Annotated in this window: 19 protein-coding genes; 11 read left to right on the plus strand and 8 right to left on the minus strand. The window is 55.5% G+C overall.

Annotation, left to right across the window (positions count from 1 at the left end):
- Positions 1-21: 21 nt before the first annotated feature.
- The 5 genes from K0H63_RS17540 to K0H63_RS17560 all read left to right on the plus strand — a co-directional run bounded on the left by K0H63_RS17540 (position 22) and on the right by K0H63_RS17560 (position 4,980).
- A complete protein-coding gene (locus tag K0H63_RS17540) occupies positions 22-561 on the plus strand; it encodes a hypothetical protein (RefSeq protein WP_220065786.1) in 540 nt (179 codons plus the stop codon).
- A gap of 8 nt (positions 562-569) precedes the next feature.
- The gene (locus K0H63_RS17545) at positions 570-1,379 is read left to right on the plus strand and encodes a TatD family hydrolase (RefSeq protein ID WP_220065787.1); all 810 of its coding nucleotides are present in this window, start codon (positions 570-572) and stop codon (positions 1,377-1,379) included.
- On the plus strand, positions 1,372-3,246 hold the full coding sequence (locus K0H63_RS17550) for a diguanylate cyclase (RefSeq protein ID WP_220065788.1): 1,875 nt from the start codon (positions 1,372-1,374) through the stop codon (positions 3,244-3,246). The genes K0H63_RS17545 and K0H63_RS17550 overlap by 8 nt, the downstream gene beginning before the upstream one ends.
- 14 nt (positions 3,247-3,260) lie before the next feature.
- A complete protein-coding gene (hemB, locus tag K0H63_RS17555; RefSeq protein ID WP_011761318.1) occupies positions 3,261-4,271 on the plus strand; it encodes a porphobilinogen synthase in 1,011 nt (336 codons plus the stop codon).
- Positions 4,272-4,443: 172 nt separating this feature from the next.
- On the plus strand, positions 4,444-4,980 hold the full coding sequence (locus K0H63_RS17560; RefSeq protein WP_220065789.1) for a thioredoxin family protein: 537 nt from the start codon (positions 4,444-4,446) through the stop codon (positions 4,978-4,980).
- Between the two features lie 71 nt (positions 4,981-5,051).
- Here the strand turns inward: K0H63_RS17560 and K0H63_RS17565 are convergent, their stop codons facing one another.
- The 3 genes from K0H63_RS17565 to rhlB form a co-directional block, all read right to left on the minus strand.
- A complete protein-coding gene (locus K0H63_RS17565) occupies positions 5,052-8,057 on the minus strand; it encodes a TonB-dependent receptor (protein ID WP_220065790.1) in 3,006 nt (1,001 codons plus the stop codon).
- A gap of 215 nt (positions 8,058-8,272) precedes the next feature.
- Positions 8,273-9,190 (minus strand): Ppx/GppA phosphatase family protein, encoded by a 918-nt coding sequence (locus tag K0H63_RS17570; protein WP_220065791.1) that lies wholly within the window; start codon positions 9,188-9,190, stop codon positions 8,273-8,275.
- 11 nt (positions 9,191-9,201) lie between these two features.
- A complete protein-coding gene (gene rhlB, locus K0H63_RS17575) occupies positions 9,202-10,521 on the minus strand; it encodes an ATP-dependent RNA helicase RhlB (RefSeq protein WP_011761322.1) in 1,320 nt (439 codons plus the stop codon).
- Positions 10,522-10,672: 151 nt separating this feature from the next.
- Between rhlB and trxA the strand changes: the two genes are divergently transcribed.
- A complete protein-coding gene (gene trxA / locus K0H63_RS17580) occupies positions 10,673-10,999 on the plus strand; it encodes a thioredoxin TrxA (RefSeq protein WP_011761323.1) in 327 nt (108 codons plus the stop codon).
- A gap of 215 nt (positions 11,000-11,214) precedes the next feature.
- Entirely contained in the window at positions 11,215-12,477 is a 1,263-nt protein-coding gene (rho, locus tag K0H63_RS17585) for a transcription termination factor Rho (RefSeq protein WP_011761324.1), read from the plus strand.
- A 151-nt stretch (positions 12,478-12,628) separates the two neighbouring features.
- Here rho and K0H63_RS17590 read toward each other — a convergent pair whose 3' ends face one another.
- The 5 genes from K0H63_RS17590 to K0H63_RS17610 all read right to left on the minus strand — a co-directional run bounded on the left by K0H63_RS17590 (position 12,629) and on the right by K0H63_RS17610 (position 18,140).
- Complete coding sequence (locus K0H63_RS17590; protein WP_220065792.1) at positions 12,629-13,618, minus strand: LysR family transcriptional regulator; 990 nt, start codon at positions 13,616-13,618, stop codon at positions 12,629-12,631.
- 106 nt (positions 13,619-13,724) lie between these two features.
- Positions 13,725-14,453, minus strand: a complete 729-nt coding sequence (locus tag K0H63_RS17595; protein WP_220065793.1) for a fumarate reductase iron-sulfur subunit — start codon at positions 14,451-14,453, stop codon at positions 13,725-13,727.
- The gene (locus K0H63_RS17600; RefSeq protein ID WP_220065794.1) at positions 14,450-16,489 is read right to left on the minus strand and encodes a fumarate reductase flavoprotein subunit; all 2,040 of its coding nucleotides are present in this window, start codon (positions 16,487-16,489) and stop codon (positions 14,450-14,452) included. Before K0H63_RS17600 ends, K0H63_RS17595 begins: the two co-directional genes overlap by 4 nt.
- An 80-nt stretch (positions 16,490-16,569) precedes the next feature.
- Positions 16,570-17,244 carry a fumarate reductase cytochrome b subunit gene (locus tag K0H63_RS17605; protein WP_220065795.1) on the minus strand — a complete coding sequence of 225 codons (675 nt, stop codon included), beginning with the start codon at positions 17,242-17,244 and terminating at the stop codon, positions 16,570-16,572.
- Positions 17,245-17,408: 164 nt separating this feature from the next.
- Positions 17,409-18,140 (minus strand): fumarate reductase cytochrome b subunit, encoded by a 732-nt coding sequence (locus K0H63_RS17610; protein WP_220065796.1) that lies wholly within the window; start codon positions 18,138-18,140, stop codon positions 17,409-17,411.
- A gap of 393 nt (positions 18,141-18,533) precedes the next feature.
- On the opposite strand from K0H63_RS17610, the gene prmA reads away from it, so the two are divergent.
- The 4 genes from prmA to K0H63_RS17630 all read left to right on the plus strand — a co-directional run bounded on the left by prmA (position 18,534) and on the right by K0H63_RS17630 (position 23,212).
- Positions 18,534-19,421: a 50S ribosomal protein L11 methyltransferase gene (gene prmA / locus K0H63_RS17615; protein WP_220065797.1), complete on the plus strand. Its 888-nt coding sequence runs from the start codon at positions 18,534-18,536 to the stop codon at positions 19,419-19,421.
- A gap of 147 nt (positions 19,422-19,568) precedes the next feature.
- Positions 19,569-20,540, plus strand: coding sequence for a tRNA dihydrouridine synthase DusB (dusB, locus tag K0H63_RS17620; RefSeq protein WP_220065798.1), 972 nt, complete (start codon positions 19,569-19,571; stop codon positions 20,538-20,540).
- 14 nt (positions 20,541-20,554) lie between these two features.
- A complete protein-coding gene (fis, locus tag K0H63_RS17625; RefSeq protein ID WP_011761333.1) occupies positions 20,555-20,860 on the plus strand; it encodes a DNA-binding transcriptional regulator Fis in 306 nt (101 codons plus the stop codon).
- 1,317 nt (positions 20,861-22,177) lie between these two features.
- Positions 22,178-23,212, plus strand: coding sequence for a hypothetical protein (locus tag K0H63_RS17630; protein ID WP_220065799.1), 1,035 nt, complete (start codon positions 22,178-22,180; stop codon positions 23,210-23,212).
- Positions 23,213-23,268 lie beyond the last annotated feature (56 nt).

The raw sequence follows: 23,268 nt of genomic DNA on the forward strand, positions 1-23,268 counted from the left end.
GTAGAAATACAAGGAAAACTTATGCGCAGCTTATGGCTATTGGCCCTCGGCCTGACTTCTCTCTCTGCATCCGCTTCTGTTGAACAAGGTCTGGCCCAGTGTGCTGCGGTTCAGGATAAACTCGACCGTCTTATCTGTTACGACAAACTGGCCGCAAGCGTTGCCAATCAGCCCGTAGCCGCCACAGTTGCCCAGCCCCAGGCCGCGGCACCTGTTGCAGCCGTGGCCGCCCCTGTACCTGTCGCCCCCGCTCCTGTGAGCGCTGCACCTGTTGCCCCTGTATCTCAAGCCGCGCCAGCCGTGGAAGAAAGTTTCGGTAAAGTGAAAAAGACCGAAGCAGAGCCAGAGCGCATTGAGCTGGTGATTTCCTCGGTAGACACAGACGCCTACAACAACCTCAAGATAAGCTTTACCAACGGCCAGGTGTGGAAACAAACCGACGGCCGCAAGTTCAAGCTGAAAAGCGGCGAGAGTGTTTATATCGAAAAAGGTGCCCTGGGTGCATTCTATCTGGGTCTCGATAGCCGCAATACGACCATCAGGGTAAAGCGCCTTAAGTAACCATTTTAGTGACTAAGCCCCGTTACCTGGACATTGCCGTTAACCTGATTGGCAGTGCCCTCGAATCCGATATTGAGGCGGTAATCGCCGGCGCCGATGCCGCCGGTGTGTCGCCACTTATCGTCATTGGCAGTAGCCTCGAAGAAAGCGAGGCGGTTTTGGCCGCCTGTCAGCGTTTCCCCGGCAAGCTGTATGGCACCGCCGGGGTACATCCCCATCATGCTTCCAGCTGGCATCAGCACAGCCCGGCATTGCAACTCCGTCTGTGCGGTGACAGCACCATAGTCGCCGTGGGTGAGTGTGGCCTCGACTATAACCGCGATTTTTCTCCCCGCCCCAAACAGCGGGAAGCCTTTGCGGCTCAGCTGGCACTGGCCTGTGAATTGGGAAAGCCGGTCTTAATGCACGAGCGAGATGCCCATGACGACTTTATTGCCATTGTGAGGGAACATCGCAGCCAGCTCGGCGGCGCCCTGCTGCACTGCTTTACCGGCACGGCCGAGCAGATGGAAGCCTACATAGACCTTGGACTGCACCTGGGTATCACAGGCTGGGTTTGTGATGAGCGCCGCGGTCAGGAATTGGCCGCGCTGGTGAAAGATATTCCCATAGAACGCCTGCTGATCGAGACCGACAGCCCCTATCTGCTGCCAAGGTCCATGCGGCCCAAGCCCAAGTCAGGTAAAAACCTGCCGCAATACTTACCCTATATCGCCAACGAGATAGCCCGTCTTCGAGGGGAGGAGCCGGACGACTTTGCCCGGCAGGTATACCACAACAGCCTGACATTCTTTGGTTTGGACAGCGCCCATGGGTAGACTCCTGCTGCTGTTACTCGCCCTGGGATATAGTCTGCTGGCACAGGCCGGCGCCCCTGCTTTGGTATACACCGAAGAGTCGGGTGAAGTGATAGACCTCACCCCATGGGTGAGCGAGTTTCAGGCCAGCGAACTTATTGATTACCGAGAACTTCCGCCCCAGAATGACCCACGCTGGCACCAACTTCCCAAGCAGGGCACCCATGGATTGGGGGCGCAGAATCGCTGGTTCAGGATAGACATTGATGTCAGAACCCATCCGGGCAGCCGGGTGCTCAGTATCAATAACCCGCTTCTGGATAACTTGCGACTCTATCACCTGGTCAATGGCAACCTGATGGCCGAACACCATTTTGGTGACAGTCTGCCTTTTAATGAACGCCTGCTGCAGAGCACCCAATTCCTTTATCCAGTGCAGCTGAGGCCATGGGAACATCACACCCTGCTGCTTAGAGTCGATACCGAAGGCAGCAGCCATGTGCCCCTGACACTCATGACGCCCGGCCATCTGAGCCAGATGCTCGAAAGCCGCAATCTGCTCCAGGGATTTCAGCTTGGCATCCTGACGGCCATCGGTCTGTTCAGTTTATTCGTGGCACTGGCCTCTGGCTCCTTCAGCTACAGCTATTACGCTGCCTACGTGCTGTCCATGACCCTTCTGGTTGCCTCCTTGCAAGGCGTCGCATTCCGCTACCTTTGGCCACAATTGCCTGCCATGCAAGCCTGGGTTATCCCCTTCCTGCTGCCCCTGGTCATGTGTTTTGCGCTCATGTTTGCCGAAAAAGTGCTGCAACTTAAATACCTGAATATCCGTATGCTGCGCATTTGCCGTTTCAGCGCCGCCTTCAGTCTGTTTTTGGCACTGCTGTCACCCTTTGTCAGCTATAGCCTCGCGATGTATTGCGACCTGGTTGCCCTGCTGGGTATTGCCGTGGTACTGCTCGCCTTCGCCCTGGTGCAGGCCATGCGGGGACAAAAACTGGCCCGCCTCTATTTCCTCGGTTGGATAGTGTTTCTGGCCAGCGTGATTGTCACCAGCCTGATTTACCTCGGTGCCATCGAAACCTCACTGGAACCACTCAGCCCGGCCATGGCGGGCGTCACCTTTGAAATTGTGTTTATGTCGCTGGTGCTGGCCATTCGCTACAGTGACGAGCGCAAAGCCAAACAGCGTATTCAGCAGGAAGCCCTCGAACAGGCCAAGCGTATCCGCGAGGCGCGGGAAGAAGCCCTCAAGGCTGAAGCCGAGTCCAACGAGCGCCTGGAAGAGATGGTGCAGGAGCGCACCCTGGAGCTGGAAATCGCCCTGCGTGAGCTTAACGAGGTGAACCAAAAACTCACCGAACAAACCACCATCGACAGCCTCACAGGTGTGAAAAACCGCGCGGCATTCAATAAGCGCTTACAAGCCGAAGGACGCATTAGCCGTCGTCAGCAAACTCCCATGGCGCTGCTGATGCTGGACATAGATCATTTCAAGAATATCAATGACAAATATGGCCACCTCGCCGGTGACCACACCCTGAAAACCATCGCCGATACTCTGAGTGCGCAGCTAAGGCGCCCAACGGATCTCGTGTCACGTTTTGGGGGCGAGGAGTTTGCTATCATACTGCCATCCACCGATGCCGAAGGCGCAACGGCCGTCGCCGAGCATATCCGCGACGCGGTAGAAGCGCTTATCATCGAGTGGGAGCAATTGAAGATCCCGCTGACCGTGAGCATAGGTGTCAGCAGCAATATTATTGAGAGTGACGAGCATCCGCTGCAGCTGCTTGAGCAGGCGGACAAGGCGCTCTATCAGGCCAAAAACGACGGCCGCAACAGGGTGGGCCTTTTTCAGGACATGCCCGTTCCCCATTCATAGCCCAGGAGACGATAGTGAACATCATCACCAGTGCCTTCCCACAACGCAGAATGCGCCGTATGCGCAAACACGAGTTCAGCCGTCGCCTGATGGCCGAAAATACCCTGACGGTCAACGACCTGATTTATCCCATGTTTGTGCTCGAAGGTAACCACCGCACAGAGCAGGTGGCCTCCATGCCCGGCATCGAGCGCTACAGTATCGATCTGCTGCTCAAAGAAGCTGAAGAACTGGTTAAACTGGGTATTCCGCTGATTGCCCTCTTCCCCGTGACCCCGGCGGAAAAGAAAACCCTGCTGGCGGAAGAAGCCTACAACCCCGATGGTTTGGCGCAACGCGCCGTGCGTGCCCTCAAGCGTGAGTTTCCCCAGCTGGGTGTGATGACCGACGTGGCCCTGGACCCTTTCACCACCCACGGTCAGGACGGCATCATCGATGACACAGGCTATATCGTCAACGATATCACCACCGACATTCTGGTGAAGCAGGCCCTGTCCCATGCCGAAGCCGGTGCCGACATTGTGGCGCCATCAGACATGATGGACGGCCGCATTGGTGCTATCCGCAATGCGCTGGAAGCTGCTGGCCATGTGAATACCCAAATCATGGCCTACTCGGCCAAGTATTCGTCAAACTACTATGGCCCCTTCCGTGACGCCGTCGGCTCTGCGGGTAACCTCAAGGGTGGCAACAAACACAGCTACCAGATGGACCCGGCCAACAGCGATGAAGCCCTCCATGAAGTGGCTCTGGACATCCAGGAAGGTGCCGACATGGTGATGGTGAAGCCCGGCATGCCCTATCTGGATATAGTGCACAGGGTGAAAACCGAACTGGCCGTGCCCACTTTCGCCTATCAGGTCAGCGGTGAGTACGCCATGCACATGGCGGCCATTCAAAACGGCTGGCTGGCCGAAAAAGCCATAGTGATGGAGTCACTGCTTTGCTTTAAGCGCGCCGGTGCCGATGGCATTCTGACTTACTTTGCCAAGCGTGCCGCCCAGTGGCTTAACGAGCAGAAGTAAGCACTCATCTCAGGCCAAAGCCACCCAGCGGGTGGCTTTTTTGTTTTCGGCGCAAAAGGTGATCCAGCCCAAAACCTGACATCGGTAAACTTTCATTCCACTCACAGCCATGATTGGATAGCCCTATAATGCGCGGCCAAGGTGCTGCCCCCTTCGCTTGTGAGGAAACATGATGCACAATAACGTCAAAGCTTTATTGGCCACCACAGCCCTGTTTTTTACTGCGCCCCTGCTGGCGGATTCAGGTTGTGGTTTTGAGAACAAGTCAGGTGGCGTATTTGCCACCTGTAGCGAGGAGAAGCAGGAAGTGATCCTGACCGGCATCGTTGAGGCAGAGCGCCTCGTGACTGAATTACCCGAGTTTACCGAAGGTTATAAAACCTACGAGGTGGATACCGCCGCCCTTGACCCCATCAAAGCCGAAACCGAAGCCACCGAAATCGTGGTGATCATCGGCACCTGGTGCCCCGATTGCCACCGTGAAACGCCGCGCTTTATCCGCATTATGGAAGAAGTGAACAACCCCAATATCAAGGTCACCTACATTGGCGTTGACCGCGCCAAGGCCGACCCTGAGGGTTTGGCCGCCAGGTATGATTTCAAGCGTATTCCTACCTTTATCGTGCTGCAAAAAGGTGAGGAAATCGGCCGTATCGTCGAGCGCCCCACCGAGTCGCTGGAAAAAGACCTGGCGAACATTCTGAAGTAAGCCTCAAACACAAAAAGGCCGGCAATCGCCGGCCTTTTTCATGTCCTGGGTTCAAAAGCCTTGAAGGGCTATCAGAACTCGTAACGGGCAATCAGCGACATGTAGCGCGCTTCCTGACGACCGGTCACCATGCCATAGTCTGGATTCAGCTCCAGACCCGAGGTGGTATCGGCGTAGCGGGTACGCTCTTCCCACACCGAGGTGGCGCTGTCGGCATTGAGCAGGTTGTACACAGTGCCCTTGAGCATCAGGTCACCGCCAAACAGCTCGGTGTTGTAGGTCAGCGACAGATCCACATTGGTCACCCAGGGCAGGTTACCGGCGCTGCCGCGGGGTGATGGATTACCGTTTTCATCGTAGTGCGACACATGGTCGTAGTAGCGGCTGATGCAGTCTTCCCATGGGCTGCCTGCGGCGCAGCTGTCTACGCCCTCTGGGTGCTGGGAGAAGTAGCTCTGCGGCCGGCCCGAGGTGGTGCGCGCCACCAGACCCAACACCAGATTATCGGTGATGTTGTAGGCACCACTAATCTTAAACGCATGGCGGTGATCGTTTGGCAGATTGCCATAACCATGGTCCATCAGATCGGCATAGTCGTAGGAGGTGGTCCACCCCGGATCGGCCTGATCGTTGTCGGTCTTCACCAGGCCTTCGGTATTGCCATAACTGTGTGACCAGGTGTATGAGCTGTTGATGGTCAGGTCGTCATTCACGCGGCCATCCAGTGTCAGCTCCACCGCCAGATAGCGGCGCTTGGCTTCAGGTAATTGCAGCTCATCCTTGGTGAGGGTGACATTGTCCACCTGACCATCGCCATCGAAGTCGTAGGACATGGTGATGTCTTCACCCGGGTTATTGAGCACATAGTAAGAGCCCTGACCCACGTTGTCGGCAATGCCGAGCTCGGCCAGTTTCTTCGCCAGCACCGGGCCCACGTCTGTATCCTCGACGCTGCGGCCAAGGTCGCGGTAGATAAAGCGCACGCCGCCGCTCATGGTATCGAACAGCTCCTGCTGATAGCCGAGGGTAAACTCATCGCTGTACATCGGCTTTAAGCTGCTTGAGGCAATCAGGCCGGGCTCTGTGATACCGCGCTGACGCCAGTAGCGGTCACGCAGCATATCGCCACGGCTTGGCGAGCCGTCAGGCAAGAGCACAGGAGCGCCGCTGCCATCCACCTGATCCAGGGCGAAGTACTCAAACCACTCGATGGAGGACGAGCCCTGGGTAATGTTCATATTGGCCGACACTGGCTGGAAGTAACGGCCATAGGTGGCGTACACCTTGGCGCTGCCGTCTCCGTGCAGGTCGTAAATGGCCTGAAGACGTGGCGCAATCTGGTTGTCGATGGACACGTAAGCACGGCCATCGGATACCGTATTTTCAAAGCCGCTGAAACGCAGACCGAGATTCAGCACCAGCTGATCAGTCACCTGCCAGGAATCATTGGCATAAAACGCCAGAGAGGTGATTTCAGAGTCTGTGTAACGGGTACGGACACGACGCTCGATATAGTCTTCCCCCGGCGCGGCGCCGGATACACTGTTGTTACCGGCGGTCTTCACACCCCACCAGCCCTGGGCATCATCAATACCATTCTGGGCCGAGGTGTAGTCCACCAGCACCCGGGTATAATCCACGCCAAACTGCAGCGAGTGATCGTCCAGATCCCAGTTAAAGTCCACCCGCGCCTGATCGCGGATAAACTCCTGCTCAGACACCGATGAGTTGGTGTGCTGGCTGAGGGTAGTGCTGGTGCGATAGTCGTATACCGACGGGTTGGTGGAGGCCACCACGTTGTCGATATTCTCAGAGGTACGGCCCACTACAGCCGACACCGAGAAGCTGTCGGTGAAGTAACCGTTGTAGTTCAGGCTGTATACCTTGCCGCCGTCACGGCCGGGCGCGGTTTCACCAATCTGTTCGCCCACCTCGTTGGTGTGCCAGTCGTAGGCAAAGGTGCCGGTATCCCAGGTGCGCTCGTTGCTCATGGCCGATAAGCCAATGGAGTGGTCTTCTGAGATATACCAGTCGAGTTTGGCAAACCAACGGTCTTCTTCACGCTCCATGTGGCCTGCCGTTGTCTGCCCTGCCCAGTCGCTGTCATCACGGCGGGGATTGAACAAACCGTAGTAAAACAGCTTGTCCTGCACTATGGCGCCGCTCGCCCACAGTTGCAGCTCGCGGAAGTCGTAGCTGTTTTGCATGGTGTTGGAGGAAATATTACCGGCGCTGTCGAAAATCGGGTCGTGATTGGCGCGCAGGCTGTCGGGCTCCCAACGTACCTGGGTACCGAAGTTAAATTCGTTGTCACCGGACTTGGACACGGCGTTGACAATACCGCCCATGGCGCCGCCAAACTCGGGGCTGACACCACCCGTCATTACCTGGGTCTGACTGATGGCTTCCCAGGGCAGATTGATGGAACCCAGGCCGGTGCGGATGCTGGTAACGTTCATCCCATTGAAGTAGTAGCCATTTTCCGCAGATGAAGCACCGCCAAAGCTTGAAGCACCACGGAACGACGAGCCACCTGGCGCCGCTGTACCCGGTGCCAGCAGGGCAATGCTCTCAAAGCCCGAGTTCACCGGCATCTGGTTCAAGTCTTCCTGGGTGAAGGTGACACCCGAGGTGGAAGACGCCATATCGACCCTACGGATCATGCTGCCAGTAACGGCCATACGCTCCATGGAAGCATCGCCTGCGCCATACAGCTGACCGTCGAGGATAAGCGCCTGACCCACTTCCACCCGCACATCGGACTCTTTGGAGTCGCTGTAGCCGTCTTTGTGGATTTCGATGTCGTACTCGCCCACCGGCACGTTACGCAGCAGGTACTCGCCCTTTTCGTTGGTCGATACTGTGTATACCAGCCCTTTGGTTTTGTGTCTTAAGGTGATGGTCGCGCCGCCAAGTCCAGCCCCTTCGGCGCTAACGACCTGGCCCTTAACGATACTGGAGCCATCCACCGCCACGGCAGGTGCTGACAGCATCAAGGCCGCGCCTACTGCTGCGGCGGCCAGGGTCTTACGGGCAGAAAAGGCCCCCTTGAGGGCCAGGTTATGTGTTTGATTCATGGTTAAGATTTCCTTCTTCCCTTGCCTGAAAAAGCTTTCGGCCCCAGTCCTTCTTACGGGCATTTTCTGACCGAAAACGGGAAAAACCTTAACATCATTTACATAATGTATACAATCTATTTTATTCTATACTAATGATCAAAAACGATACCTATCGACAAATTGGCATGTGGAATCAGCAGGAGCAGAAAGAAAAAACGCCGCAATGCGGCGTTTTAATCGAGGAGTTTTTGAGAGAGTTCCAATAGCACGCCCTCTCGCAGGGCGCCGCCGGACAAGGCCAGATTTTCGAGCCCCAGCAATCGGAACAAGGCCAGCAAGATGGCAATGCCCGCGGCAAAGGTTGGCGCTCTCTCAGGGCAGAGGCCATGGATGTCCCGGAGGCTGGCATCTTCATGGAGCAGTATTTCCCGCTTGAGCCCTTCCAGCACGGCCAGGGTAATGAGCTGCGACTCGCCCCTGTGCCCCAGTAACTCCACCACTGACTGCACAGTGCCGGAGGCACCTACTACTGTGTGCCAACCAAGGCGTTTAAGCTCGGCTTCGGCGGGGCCCAGAATGCGGTGCACCTCGGCCTCGGCGTCGTCAAAGTCACGTTCCTGCAGCGGTAAATCAGTGAAAAACTGCTTTTTAAAGGTCACGCAGCCCATGGGCAGGCTGGTCTTGAACAAGAGCTTATCGCCGTCGCCCACGATAAACTCGGTACTGGCACCGCCGATGTCGATAACCAGACGGCGGCCATCGCCCACTGTGGTGGCGACCATGCCGCGATAGATAAGCTCGGCCTCTCGCATACCGCAGATAACTTCAATGGGTACACCCAAAATGGGCAGAGCGCGGGACTTGAACTCGTCGGCGTTGGCAATGGCACGCAGGGTGGCGGTTGCCACCACGGACACCTGCTCGGCGGGAATACGGTGTTTGGCCAGCATCTCGGCAAACATGGCAAGACAATCCAGACCCCGCTGCATCACGCTCTCACTGAGCATGCCATCACAGCCGATCCCTTCGGCAAGACGCACCTTGCGTTTGTATTTGGCTTCAACCCTGGGCTTTCCGGCCGCTGTGGTGGCCACCAACATATTAAAACTGTTGGAACCCAGGGTGATTGCGGCGTATGCGGCTGTCTGCATCTACGACTGTCTTATGAGTGTCTGCGGGTCCTGTCATGGCGGGGAGGACGACCACTGCCGCTGCGATGGGAGCCAGACGGACGTGGCGAGCCATTGCGATCGCGCAGGTTACGGCCACCGGCATGGGGCTTACGATGGATTTTCACCGGAGGTGGAATATCAATCAGGGCATCACGATCATAAGAAGTCACAGGGATGCTGTGCTTGATATAGTCTTCGATGGCAGGCAGGTTGAGGGCATATTCCTCACAGGCAAAGCTCACCGATACCCCTTTCTGACCGGCACGACCGGTACGACCGATACGGTGTACATAGTCTTCGCAGTCATCGGGCAGGTCGTAGTTGTACACGTGGGACACATCAGAAATGTGCAGACCACGGGCCGCAACGTCGGTGGCCACCAGAATATCCAGCTCACTCTGGGTGAACTGCTCGAGGATTTTCAGGCGCTTCTTCTGCGGCACATCACCGGTCAGCAGGCCCACACGGTGGCCATCGGCCTCCAGGCTCGCCCACAGGTTCTCACACTGATACTTGGTGTTGGCAAACACAATGGCTTTTTCGGGCCAGTCTTCTTCAATCAGTGAGTGCAGCAGTTTGAGTTTGTCTTCCATGGAAGGGTAGAAGATTTCTTCTTTGATATTGCGGGAAGTCTTTTCTTCCGGGGCAATTTCTACCTTCACGGGGTCGTTCATATGATCGTACGCCAGCTCCTGCACCTTCATGGACAGAGTGGCAGAGAACAGCATGTTCAAACGCTCTTTGGCGCCTGGCATACGGTTGAAAAGAAAACGGATGTCTTTGATAAAACCGAGGTCGAACATGCGATCGGCTTCATCCAATACCACGGCCTGGATAGCACCCAGGTTAATCACGCCCTGACGCACATAGTCGATGATGCGACCCGTGGTGCCAATGAGAACATCCACGCCCTTGTCCAGCACCTTGCGCTGGGCTTCATAGCCTTCGCCGCCGTAGACGATACCCACCTTGAGGCCGCTGTGCTTGGACAGCAGAGTGGCGTCTTTGGCGATCTGAATCGCCAGTTCGCGGGTTGGCGCCATCACAATGGCACGGGGCTGATTCAGTTGGCGATGTTCGGGGACCGGCGTGGTCAGCAGGTGGTTAAAGGTGGCAACCAAAAAGGCGAGTGTCTTGCCGGTGCCAGTTTGGGCCTGGCCTGCGATGTCTTTTTTCTCAAGCAATACCGGGAGGGAAAGCGCCTGGATGGGCGTGCAATGCTCGAAGCCGTTTTCGTTAAGTGCCTGTTTGACCTCGTCACACAAGGGCAGGTCGGCAAATTTTTGTTGGGTTAAGTGTGTTTCGCTCATAGCGGCAGCATACCAGTTAGGGTTGCAATAAGATACTCGATCGTTTGAAATAGCGACAACAAGTAGGTGGGCACTTGAATTCCTGTAAATCCGCCTCAATATACATGCTAAGCCATTCACAGACCAGCGATGGCATCATTTGGAGAACATCATGAGCGACAAAATTGTAACCCTGAGCGACGACAGCTTTGAAAACGACGTACTGAAGTCTGAACTGCCAGTTCTGGTAGACTTCTGGGCAGAATGGTGCGGCCCTTGCAAAATGATCGCCCCAATTCTGGACGACGTAGCTGCCGAATACGAAGGTAAGGTTACAGTTGCCAAGCTGAACGTTGACCACAACAACGCCTCTCCCGCCAAGTACGGCGTGCGTGGTATCCCAACGCTGCTGATGTTCAAAGGCGGCGAACTGGTTGCTACCAAGGTTGGCGCCCTGTCCAAAACTCAATTGAAAGAGTTTATCGACGCTCAGCTCTAATCTTCGCCTGTTGGCGTGACGCCCGGCACAGCTTTTGGGCTAAAATGTGCCGGGCTGCCCTAAAAATCTGGACGCCTCCCAGCTTAGGTGCTACTTTAATAGCCAGATTCTTATCGATTAACCCACTTCTTCGCAGTTCAATCTTTTCAATACCCTCGTAAGCATTGCAGATTGAATGCGACAAACTTTTCTCGCGTACAAAAAGACCCATCAACATGAACCTAAATGAACTGAAAAACATGTCCATCGCCGACCTGGTGGCCTTGGCGGAGAGCATGAATCTCGAAAATATGGCCCGTGCCCGCAAGCAGGACATCATTTTCTCCATCCTCAAAGCCCATGCCAAAAGCGGTGAAGACATCTTCGGTGGCGGCGTACTCGAAATTCTCCAGGACGGCTTTGGCTTCCTGCGCAGCGCCGATGGGTCTTACCTTGCAGGTCCGGACGACATCTATGTGTCTCCCAGCCAGGTCAGACGCTTTAACCTGCGAACGGGTGATACCATTGCCGGTAAAATCCGTCCTCCCAAAGAAGGTGAGCGCTACTTCGCCCTGCTGAAAGTCAACGAAGTTAACTTCGATAAGCCAGAAATCTCCCGCAACAAGATCCTGTTTGAAAACTTAACGCCCCTGCACGCCGAAGAGCGTCTGCGCATGGAGCGTGGTAACGGTTCTACCGAAGACATTACCGCCCGTATCCTGGATCTGTGCTCCCCTATCGGTAAAGGTCAGCGTGGTCTGATTGTGGCCCCGCCAAAAGCCGGTAAAACCATGCTGCTGCAAAACATTGCCCAGTCCATCAGCTACAACAACCCCGAAGTGGTGTTGATGGTACTGCTGATTGACGAGCGTCCTGAAGAAGTGACCGAGATGCAGCGTCTGGTTCACGGCGAAGTGATCGCCTCAACCTTCGACGAGCCAGCCAGCCGCCACGTACAGGTTGCTGAAATGGTTATCGAAAAGGCCAAGCGCCTGGTTGAACACAAGAAAGACGTGGTGATTCTGCTCGACTCCATCACCCGTCTGGCACGCGCCTACAACACTGTAGTACCTTCTTCAGGCAAGGTACTGACCGGTGGTGTGGACGCCAACGCCCTGCACCGTCCGAAGCGTTTCTTCGGTGCTGCCCGCAACATCGAAAACGGCGGCTCCCTGACCATCATCGCCACTGCCCTTATCGACACCGGCTCCAAGATGGACGAAGTGATTTACGAAGAGTTCAAGGGCACAGGTAACCAGGAGCTGCACCTGTCTCGCAAGGCCGCCGAGAAGCGCGTGTTCCCTGCGATTGACTTCAACCGCTCAGGTACCCGTCGCGAAGAAAAACTCACCACCAGCGATGAGCTGCAGAAGATGTGGATCCTGCGCAAGATTTTGAACCCAATGGACGAAGTGGCCGCCATGGAGTTCCTCATCGACAAGCTGGCGATGACCAAGACCAACGACGAGTTCTTTACCGCCATGAAGCGCGCCAAGTAAGCGCCCGCCAGGCATTCAGGTAAAGCAACCCGTAAAAAAGCCGCTCATTGAGCGGCTTTTTTATTCTCGTTAATCTTTAAAATCCGGCTGCCTGGCTGTGACCGAAAGCCAGGCTCAGGCGGAAAGCGAGGCTCTGACAAAAACTTGGGACTCAGCCCCATCCCTCGTCAGAAGCTGTACTGCCCGGCAGGGCGTTACCCGTCATCGCCTTATCCAGCGTGGCTTTATCGAGCATGGCTTTATCCAGCATCGCCAGGCGTTCGGCCACCCTGGTCCTCAACATATCCCGCAACGCCAACACCGCCGGTGTCACCTGCGCCCTTCCGGGGCACAGTAAATACAGCTCCAGCGGCTCGGTACCATATTCCGGCAGCAAGGGCACCAGGCGGCCATCAAGCAGGTCGGCGGCCAAATCCAGCCGCGACTTATACACCAGCCCCTGCCCCGCCACAGCCCAGCGCCGGGCAATTTCGGCATCGTTGCAGCTGCGTCTGCCGCTGACTCGTACCTTGTGTTCTTCGTCATCACTGAAAAAGTGCCACAGATCGTGGGTCTTATCGGCGCGTTTATACAACAGACATTGGTGGGTGGCCAATTCGGCCGGTGTGGTGGGCGTCCCCTCACGGGCCAGATACAGAGGTGAGGCCGCAAGCTGACGCGACAAGTGCCCAAGGGAGAAAGCCACCGCCTCCGAGTCCTGGGGCATGCCGTAGCGCAGTGCCACGTCGATATTGCTGCGAAACAGGCTGCTGACCTTGTCCCCCAGTTCCAGCTGCACCTCAAGCCCGGGATGCTGCTCCATCAGCTCATCGAGCCATGGCAAAAAGATATTGCGGCCAAAATCCGACGACACCGAAATCCTCAGGGTGCCTTCTACAGTGCCCCGTTCGCTGGACAGCGCCATGCGACCCAGTTCGAGGGCACTGAGTGCCTCGTGGCAATGGCCCAGATAACGTTCTCCGGCCTGTGACAGCCTGAGGCTGCGGGTGGTGCGGATAAACAGCGCCGAGCCCAGTTGTTTTTCCAGCCGCTTGATGGCGGCGCTGGCCGATGCCGGCGTCATATCCAGTTCGGCGGCGGCCGCACTGATACTGCCTGCCTCTGCCACCCGAACAAACAGCGCTAAATCTGTGGTCAGCAATTGCAATCCTCGCCTGATATTTACCGGCTAACACTACCCCCAATTGGCCCTTAAAACAAAGCCCGCGCAGGAATTTCCGGCGCGGGCTTTGTGGGTCAGCCACAGATTACAGCAGGGTCGAGGCCATCTTGCGGCGCAGATAGGCGATTTGCTGCATATGGGGCAAGTCTTTGGGGCAATTGTCCTGGCAGCCCAGCAGTGTCATACAGCCAAACACCCCATCCTGATTACCAATTACATGGTAAAAGTCATCGGCGCTGCGGCCATCGCGGCTGTCGAGCTCAAAGCGGGCAATCTTCATCATGCCCACGGCGCCCACAAAGGTGTCGCGCATCTGCTTGGTGGCACAGGCCGATACACACACACCACATTCCACGCAGCGCTCCAGCTCATACAGCTTGGCGGCCTCCTCCGGATCCATGGGGTCTTCCAGACGGTGGATATTCAGATCGTCTCCCTTGGGGTGCAGCCACAGCTTCAAGCGCTCGGCCAGCTCACGCATAAACTTGCCGGTGTTCACTGACAGGTCGCCAATCAGCTCAAAGCCCGGCAGCGGCATCAGGGTGATCTCACCCTTGGGATATTTTGCCGTGAGAGTGCGACACGCCAGTGTGGGGAAACCATTGATCACCATGGCGCAGCTGCCACAAATACCGGCGCGGCACACAAAGTCGAACTGCAGCGACGGGTCCTGCTCCTGACGGAGCTTATTGAGGGCAATAAACACCGTCATGCCACTGGTTTCTTCCAACTGGTACTTGACCATTTTGGGCTTGTCAGCGGCGTCCTGTGGGTCGTAGCGGAAAATATTGAATGTCAGAATGCGGCCGCTCATGAATTATCGTCTCCGGCAATGTTGGGCGTGGATGGGCTGCCTGTGGTGTCAGTATTCACCAGCCCATTGAGGCGGTCGGCCAGACGTTCGTTGGCCGGTCTCAGTGATTCGGGTAGCTCAAAGGGCATCAGGGCCTGCTGGATAGCTTCACGGCTGGCATTGGGGCCAAGGGCAGCAAGCAGCTCAGCAATTTCGGCCTCGCGTTTGGCGGTGTCCGGATGGGCGATGGCATTGTCGGCGCCATAACCACGATAACCCGGTGGCAGCTCCATTTGCATCACGTCCAGAGGCTCGTAGCCCAGTGTGGGTTCCAGGGCGTTGGCATCGGGCCAGCTTGCCAGGGTGCGGCACAACCAGTCTTTGTCGTTACGCTGGGGGAAGTCTTCCCGGGCATGGGCACCACGGCTCTCGGTGCGGGCAGCCGCGCCGCAGGCCACGGTGAGTGCAACTTTCAGCATGCGCCGTACCCGCAGCGCTTCCACAAGCTCAGGGTTGGCATGGCGTTTCTTGCAGCTCACACCCAGATTGACCGAGCGCGCCAGCAGCGCCTTAAGCTGCTTAACCGCTTCGTCGAGTTCGGGGCCATTACGGAAAATACCAACATAGTCCATCATCACCCGCTGCATGGCAGACTTGAGCTCCCAGGAGTTCTCCGTACCAGAGCCTTCAATCAGGCCATCGATTTCGGCGCGTACCTTGTCCACATAACGTTTGGCCAGGCCGGTATCCAGCACCAGATCGTTATCGTCACAAAAGTCCGCCACGTATTTGCCGATGATCATGCCACCCACCACGGTTTCGGCCAGTGAGTTGCCACCGAGGCGGTTAAAGCCGTGCATGTCCCAACAGGCAGCCTCGCCCACCGCAAACAGGCCCTTGAGCTGCGGGCTCTCGCCGGTGGGTGTAGTGCGGATACCGCCCATGGAATAGTGCTGGGTCGGCCGCACCGGGATCCAATCCTTCGCCGGGTCTATACCGAGGAAGTTTTCGCAAATCTCTTTCACTTCCCGCAGGTTGGTTTCGATATGTTTGCGGCCAAGCAGGGTGATATCCAGCCACAGGTGCGGGCCGTATGGGCTGTCGACGCCCTTGCCTTTGCGCATATGCTCGGTCATGCGGCGCGACACCACGTCGCGGGAGGCGAGCTCTTTTTTCTCCGGCTCATAGTCCGGCATAAAGCGGTAGCCGTCTTTGTCTCTTAGCAAACCACCGTCACCGCGACAGCCTTCGGTGGTGAGAATCCCCACGGGCACAATGGCAGTGGGGTGAAACTGCACCGCTTCCATGTTGCCCAGGGTGGCAACGCCGGTCTCCAGCGCCAGTGCCTGACCAATTCCCTCACAGATAATGGCGTTGGTGGACACCTCATAAATACGGCCATAACCACCGGTGGCGATAGTGGTGGACTTGCCGATATAGGCGCGCAGCTCGCCGGTGATAAGGCAGCGGGCCACCACACCGTGGCAGCGCTCACCATCGTGAATAATCGACAGGGCCTCTACCCGCTCATGGACTGGAATGCCGAGGGAAATGGCTTTGTTGTCCACCGCATACAAGAGTGAGTGGCCGGTGCCGTCCGCTGTATAGCAGGTGCGCCATTTTTTGGTGCCACCAAAGTCGCGGGCGTTAATCAGGCCATGGGCGGCTTCGGCTTCTTCGATAGTGATACGCTCGGCATTGACCACCACTTCACGGGGACCCTTGGTCACCCGGGTCCAGGGCACGCCCCAGTTGGCCAGCTCCCGCACCGCCTTGGGGGCACAGTGGGCAAACATGCGCGCCACGGTTTGGTCGCAACCCCAGTCGGAGCCCTTTACCGTGTCCTGAAAGTGCACATCTTCGTTATCGCCAAGGCCCTTGACCGTATTCCCCAGGCTCGCCTGCATACCGCCCTGCGCCGCCGCCGAGTGGCTGCGTTTGGCCGGGATGAGGGATAACACCAAGGTATCGTGGCCCCTTTCTTTGGCGGCGATGGCAACCCTGAGACCCGCGAGGCCCGCGCCCACCACAAGACAGTCTGTATAAATGAGTTTCACGTTTACTCCTTGGCACACTTTTGCAAAGTACAGCGTAAGCAGCGGTTGTTATCCGCCTTATTTTTAACAGTATTAATGAATTACACGGGAGTATGGGGAATAAAGGCCAGCAACGCCGCCAGTCCTATACCCACAAACAGCACACTGAGCACCGTCTTGATGGTTCTTAATCTTGCCCGGGTATTGAGGTCCCGCGCCGCACCCCATTTCAGCGCCACCCGGTAAAGACCGATGGCGGCGTGCAGCTCTACGGTGAGCAGCAGCGGCAGGTAAATCAAATACCCATATTCGCCCCATATCCGCTGGGCGCTGCCCACAGGACCTATGGTTTCGGGCGCGCTGCCCACCAGCCACAGGTGCACTGGCAGCAGCATTAAAATCACAATGCCGGTACCGGCCTGCCAACTCCACAGGCGGGTATCGCTGTGATTGATGACCTGCATCTGGCTTTTCAGCGCTTTTTGCTGACGCAGGGTCAGGGGTAACTTATGAATGGCCACCAGCACATGGAAGGCCGCGAGGGCTGCCACACCTATGGCTATCAGGCTCACCACCCAGGGATAACCATGGCCATCGTCAGATAAAAAGGCCAACTCCATATTGCGGGCCACCCAGGTCATGGCCTCGGGGCCAAGCAAAATGGATGACACCAGCAACAGGTGGGTCCACAGAAAGAGTGCCAGCACCACGCCGCTCACGCTCTGCCCCAAATCCAGCACGCCGCTCCAGCGTCTTATATCCAATTTGCCTGCCATGCTCATCCCTCATTGCCTGTTATTCTTGTGTCGGTTATGAGTGCCAATGTCGCTCACAAAACCAAGCTAAACCCTGACGCAAATCAACACAATGCTCGTTAATTCATCGGTTACTGAATCAGGATCTGCATCACTCTTTAAGGCAGAGGTCGTGCCAGTTCAACTTAACCCGCCGGCGAGAACGGCGTTACCGGCAATGTCAGGCTGCTGCCGATAAACATGTAAGCCACCAGGCTCGATGTGCCCAAGCACAAAAGATAGACGATAAGCAGCTTAACCACCTTACGAAGCGGCTTGCGACGCACCACCCAGCCCCACTTCACCGACACCCGGTACAGTCCAATCATGGCGTGCACCACCACAGCAGGCAGCAACAGGGCATAAAGCACCCAGGCATTGTCATGAAACACCCGCTCGGCCGACAGATGCGGGCCAATTTCGGGATTCAGGATCATGGTAAATAAGTGAACCGGCACCAGGAAAAACAGCACAAAACCTGTGATGAGCTGCCAAAACCAGGCGTGGGTATCCTTGTGGGCGATGGAACCCAGATGTGAGCGCAGCAGGCGCCACTGGCCAAGCTGGGTCGGGAAACGGCGCAGCGCCAATGCCGCGTGCAAACACACCACAACCATTACCAGCACAGAGAATGCCTTGGTCACCCAGGGGAAGCCGTGGCCGGTGCTGGAGAACATGCCCCCTTCCAGCAGCTGTACCACCTGATAAAACACCTCTTTGCCCAGCAGGATGCTCGACTCAAAGTGCATATGCAGCAGCAAAAAGCCCCCCAGCATGAGTCCCGTGAGGCTCTGCAACCTGTCGGCACGCGCCGACCAGGGATGCCCTGCCGTGCGTGGATTTAATGTGTGTTCTGTCAGTGTGCGTGCGCTGTTCATGCTTGCCTCTCCCCCTGTGCCGCGCCCGGGCGACATTACCGAGGAGAACACAATATCAGCTGTAAAAACTGTGGCGAGACGGGCAGAAGCAAAGCGTGAGGCATCTCACCGCCACAGTGGTCATTATTGGAAGCGGATCACAAACAAAGGGATAAAAACAAACAGAGGTCATACCAATTAACCTTGTTAATTCACCGTGTTAGATATGCCATCAAAACAAACAACCCATTAGCAAGACACTCGCAACACCCCGGCAAAAAACCAATCAGGTACAAGACGTTAGCAGACCCACCCGTGCCCGACTCGGCACCCCAGCGGCACGTGCCAGTGCCAAGGGCACGCAAACAGGCTACAATGCGCCCATTTCCCCCTATTGAAAACACAGGAACCACCATGCCCTGGATCCAATTGCGCCTGCATTCAAGCAGCGATCACGCCGATGCCATCAGCGATCTGCTGATGGAGGAAGGCTCTGTCTCCATCACCTTTGAAGATGGTAAAGACCAACCCATTTTCGAACCCAAGCTGGGCGAAACCCCGCTGTGGAACGATACCGTGGTGGTGGCCCTGTTCGATGCCGACTTCGATTTGGCCCCAGTGGTGGAACTGCTCAAGGCGCAGCCCTTCCTCGGCAGCGAGCTCAAATACAAGATTGAACAAATCGAAGACAAAGACTGGGTACGCGAATGGATGGACAGCTACCACCCCATCCAGTTCGGCAAGCGTCTGTGGATTTGCCCAAGCTGGCGCGACGTGCCGGACCCAGAAGCCGTTAACGTGATCCTCGATCCGGGTCTGGCCTTTGGCACCGGCACTCACCCCACCACGGCCCTGTGCCTGGAGTGGCTCGACAGCCTGGATTTGGCCGGAAAAGAGATTATCGACTTTGGCTGTGGCTCAGGCATCCTCGCCGTGGCCGCCCTTAAGCTGGGCGCTGCCAAAGCCACCGGTATCGACATCGACTATCAGGCCATCGACGCCTCCCGCGACAACGCCCAGCGTAATCAGGTTGAAGACCGTCTGGCCCTGTACCTGCCCGAAGACCAACCCGCCGGTCTCAAGGCCGAGGTGCTGGTCGCCAACATTCTGGCCGGCCCGCTGCGCGAACTGGCGCCGCTTATCCAGGATCTTGTTCAGCCCGGCGGCAAATTGGCCCTCTCGGGTTTGCTCAAAGAGCAGGCCGAAGAAATCCGTGAATGTTACGCCCAGTGGTTTGACATGGACGAACCTGCCCACAAAGACGACTGGAGCCGCTTGACAGGGGTACGCAAATCGCTGTAAAAGGCGCGCCAACCCGCATTGGGGCGGGAAACCTCGCCCCGTAAATGTCAAGCAAAAAAGTTGTGCTCAGGTCATTTATTGACCTTTTTTTCCCTCACAAAAAGACGTACTATAGCGCCCCTTTGACGCACAAGGTGAAACGCAACAATGCAAATTGGACCCTATCAACTGACCAATCAGCTGATCGTGGCACCAATGGCAGGTGTCACCGATCAGGCGTTCAGAAATCTCTGTCTGCGCTATGGTGCTGCCATGGCCGTGTCAGAGATGTTGTCTGCCAATCCCGAACTTTGGGATACAGACAAAAGCCGTCAGCGCATGGCACATTCGGGAGAGGAAGGCATACGCTCAGTGCAGATTGCCGGTGCCGACCCCGAACAGATGGCCTGGGCCGCCCGCTTCAACGTGGAGCAAGGCGCACAGATCATCGACATCAACATGGGCTGCCCGGCAAAAAAAGTGAATAAAAAGCAGGCCGGTTCGGCACTGATGCAATACCCCGACCTGGTGGAGCAAATCCTCAGGGCCGTGGTAGGCGCAGTCGAAGTGCCGGTCACGCTGAAGATTCGCACGGGGTGGGAACCGGAACACAGGAATGGTGTTCAAATCGCCCGGATAGCAGAAGATTGTGGCATTGCCTCGTTGGCCGTTCACGGCCGAACCCGACAGTGCATGTACAAAGGCGATGCCGAGTACGACACCATCCGCGCCATCAAACAGAGTGTCTCGATTCCTGTTGTCGCCAATGGGGACATCGTCAGTCCGGAGAAGGCACGTTACGTGCTCGACTACACCGGTGCCGATGCCCTGATGATAGGACGGGGTGCCCAGGGACGGCCTTGGATTTTCAGAGAGATCCAGCATTTTCTCGATACCGGGGAGCAACTGGCACCGGTGGGAGATGAAGAAAAGCGTCGCGTGATGCTCGAACATCTCTCCAAACTGTATGACCTGTATGGCGAATTCAAGGGAATCCGTTTCGCCAGAAAGCATATAGGCTGGTACCTGGATCAAGAGCAGCAGCGTGATTTCCGTTCCCAGTTTAATGCGCTGGAAACCGCTGCCGAGCAACGTTCCGCTGTGGAACGTTATTTCGACGAATTAATACAGTATCAATAAAGAGCAGAATACGAATGTTTGATCAGACAACTCACACTGAAGCTCATCCGCTTACCGTAGGCAAAATCGAAACCGCAAACGGCACCATCAAGCCGCAACTGCTGCGTGATGCCGTTAAGCGCGCTGTTAGCAACTTCTTCGCCCAGCTGGATGGCCAGGAAGCCCAGGAAGTCTACGAAATGGTGCTTTGCGAAGTTGAAGCCCCTCTGCTTGATATCATCATGCAACACACCCGCGGTAACCAAACCCGCGCAGCCAACATGCTGGGTATCAACCGTGGCACCCTGCGCAAGAAGCTGAAAAAGTACGGCATGAACTAATCCTTCGGGATTAACATACTGTTGAAGAGGGCCCGGTACTCGTACCGGGCCTTTTTTATTTGGCCGCTGCTGTAGCCAATGCGATGGCCGCCCACTTCCCGCTTCTCCCACTTCCCCTATTCCCACTTCCCTTAATCCCTTAATCCCTTAATCCCTTATTCCACCATTCACCATTCACCATTCACCATTCACCAGGCCGTGACTGCATCTTGCCCGGCTGTCACTTTTATCGTACGCTTGGGCAACTTTTGGTTAAAGTTTGCAGTAAAAACAATACTTAAGCAGTTACTGAATTGTGGCTTCGGGTCGCAGTTGCCGTCTTGTGATAACAAAGCTGCGATAGTAACGCTGCAATAGCAGGGATGATGTGGGTACTCGCTGGTCTTTCTTTATGGACGGGTGCCAGTGGCAATGGAGCGTGCTTTCTTTCCTTCTCCTCTTCATCTCTTCCCTGTTGGTCGTCCCTGTGTGTTCGGGGAATCTGCCATTGTTGTTTGTGGTTTCTGTGTTGTGTCTGCATTTGGTTGGGTTGGGTGCTGTCTGGTAGCGAAATCCAGTGGCGGTAGCGTGGCTGAAAGCAGGTAAGCCGACCTGTATGCGGCTGTGTTGGGGTGTTGGGTGTTGCTGTGCCAAGCTGCGCTTGACGAACCCTGCGGGTTTGTCGCTTTTCAAGCGACGGTAAGTCGTGGGTCTCCAACCCACACCCGGCCAAGAGGGGACCTACAGCGATCCCCTCTTGGAACTCCCCCGCCGCCCCTGACGGTGCCGAAAGCCCTTCGGGTTTATGGAATTGGTCTTGCTACTGGTTCGGACTCACATCCCTGTTCGACCGAACCAGCCTCGACATCCTTGTCTCGGCTACGCGCCCAATCCCAACACCCTCAGCGGCACCGAAGGGGAATAAGCGTGTCGTCAGACAGTGAGATGAACAATTTCATCTTACTAGCGTTTCCCGAAGGCCTCTGGCCGCCACGCGGAGGAAAATTTGCAGTCACCAAGCACAGTGCTGCACCCATCCTCAGCTGTGTTTCGTGAGGATTTTCCTCACATTGTAAATTAATAAGACGCAGCGTTTTGCGCAGGCAAGTTAACTGAAGACAGACAGGTAGCACCGGGGCTTACAGAGACTCTTCCTAACATAGTACAAATAAGTACGTCCAAATGATGAGTCGTAAGCCAGCGGAATTCATCAAATATCGAGGCTTGATCCTCACAAAATCCGAATAGATGGCTGCAAAACCTACAGTGCTTTAGGCTCAACCTGCTTGCACAATCGGGAGCGTCCATAGATGTTAACAGCAAGGAGATCACCGAAGAATGCCAAACTTAGCTAACAGGTGGGCTGGTCGAATATACGGAACCAACACAGGGAATGTATTTCTTGATCTTGTTCAGGATGATCAAAATGTATCTGGTAAGTTGCGAATTATGGACGCAATTTTCGGTGTCTCTATATATGACTACACTGGATCGATTGATGATGAGCTTTTGCTCAACTGTATCCCAGCACAAGCGGTGGAAGGGGTTGAACTGGGAAATGTAACAGTAAGAGGTCGTTTAAGTGCAGACGGCCATATTCGCGGAGAGTGGGAGTCTACGATTGGTACTGCGGGGACTTTTGAAATTTACCCTCACGACTTAGCATCAGCTGACCCAGGAGCACAAAATAGAAACCCAGAGCAAATACACAATAAAACTATACAAATGGGTTCAGTTCGCCTGTTCAAAGACGATTTGAACCAACTTATAGGTTATATTAAAAAAGATTTCAGTAAGGGAAGAGTTATTGTTACTTACTCATTACGAGGCTGCGAGCTTACCAAATATGCTGATGATTTCTTCGAACAGCTAGATGGTATAGAGCAATTACATTACATCAAGCTAGTGGTCCAAGAACCGGAAGCCTATGGAATTAATCGTGTCATTATCGTAGAGCTAGTAGCTAATGGTGTTAGCGAAATCCGTGTTTCAGGCATTAATGAATCATGGGTTTTAGGCAAGGCAGAGTCTATTTTCCAAACATTGAAGCTGAAGCAAAATTCATTGGTTACCACATACAGAAAGTATGGTCTTAATCTTAATGGGGCAATATTCTTCTCAATGCTAATCGCCATACCAGATATAGATGGTTGGAAGAGCAGGGCGATATTTGTAGCATCCGTGTTTGTATTGCTCAATATCTTATTGTTCATTCATAATAAATATATCCCTAATACAGCCATTTATCTTGAGCAGGCAAAGCCTAGCTTTTTTAAGCGTGCATGGCCTAGCATATTGTCCTGGGTTATAGCGGCAAGCAGCTCCGTAGTTGCTGCCTATATATTTTCCCTGCTCAAAAGTGTAGGCTCTTAACTTTGCAAGCAAAGGGACTGCTTTTTCGGCGGCCCCTTCTTGTGGCGTTAACTCTA

It is taken from the genome of Shewanella zhangzhouensis (assembly GCF_019457615.1).
In the GTDB taxonomy this organism is placed as follows: Bacteria; Pseudomonadota; Gammaproteobacteria; order Enterobacterales; family Shewanellaceae; genus Shewanella; species Shewanella zhangzhouensis.

Excerpts from the sequence above, each read along its gene's own strand:
- K0H63_RS17540 (WP_220065786.1), top strand. The coding sequence starts at position 22 with ATGCGCAGCTTATGGCTATTGGCCCTCGGCCTGACTTCTCTCTCTGCA.
- K0H63_RS17550 (WP_220065788.1), top strand. The coding sequence starts at position 1,372 with ATGGGTAGACTCCTGCTGCTGTTACTCGCCCTGGGATATAGTCTGCTG.
- K0H63_RS17560 (WP_220065789.1), top strand. The coding sequence starts at position 4,444 with ATGCACAATAACGTCAAAGCTTTATTGGCCACCACAGCCCTGTTTTTT.
- K0H63_RS17565 (WP_220065790.1), bottom strand. The coding sequence starts at position 8,057 with ATGAATCAAACACATAACCTGGCCCTCAAGGGGGCCTTTTCTGCCCGT.
- K0H63_RS17570 (WP_220065791.1), bottom strand. The coding sequence starts at position 9,190 with ATGCAGACAGCCGCATACGCCGCAATCACCCTGGGTTCCAACAGTTTT.
- rhlB (WP_011761322.1), bottom strand. The coding sequence starts at position 10,521 with ATGAGCGAAACACACTTAACCCAACAAAAATTTGCCGACCTGCCCTTG.
- trxA (WP_011761323.1), top strand. The coding sequence starts at position 10,673 with ATGAGCGACAAAATTGTAACCCTGAGCGACGACAGCTTTGAAAACGAC.
- rho (WP_011761324.1), top strand. The coding sequence starts at position 11,215 with ATGAACCTAAATGAACTGAAAAACATGTCCATCGCCGACCTGGTGGCC.
- K0H63_RS17595 (WP_220065793.1), bottom strand. The coding sequence starts at position 14,453 with ATGAGCGGCCGCATTCTGACATTCAATATTTTCCGCTACGACCCACAG.
- K0H63_RS17605 (WP_220065795.1), bottom strand. The coding sequence starts at position 17,244 with ATGGCAGGCAAATTGGATATAAGACGCTGGAGCGGCGTGCTGGATTTG.
- K0H63_RS17610 (WP_220065796.1), bottom strand. The coding sequence starts at position 18,140 with ATGAACAGCGCACGCACACTGACAGAACACACATTAAATCCACGCACG.
- prmA (WP_220065797.1), top strand. The coding sequence starts at position 18,534 with ATGCCCTGGATCCAATTGCGCCTGCATTCAAGCAGCGATCACGCCGAT.
- dusB (WP_220065798.1), top strand. The coding sequence starts at position 19,569 with ATGCAAATTGGACCCTATCAACTGACCAATCAGCTGATCGTGGCACCA.
- fis (WP_011761333.1), top strand. The coding sequence starts at position 20,555 with ATGTTTGATCAGACAACTCACACTGAAGCTCATCCGCTTACCGTAGGC.
- K0H63_RS17630 (WP_220065799.1), top strand. The coding sequence starts at position 22,178 with ATGCCAAACTTAGCTAACAGGTGGGCTGGTCGAATATACGGAACCAAC.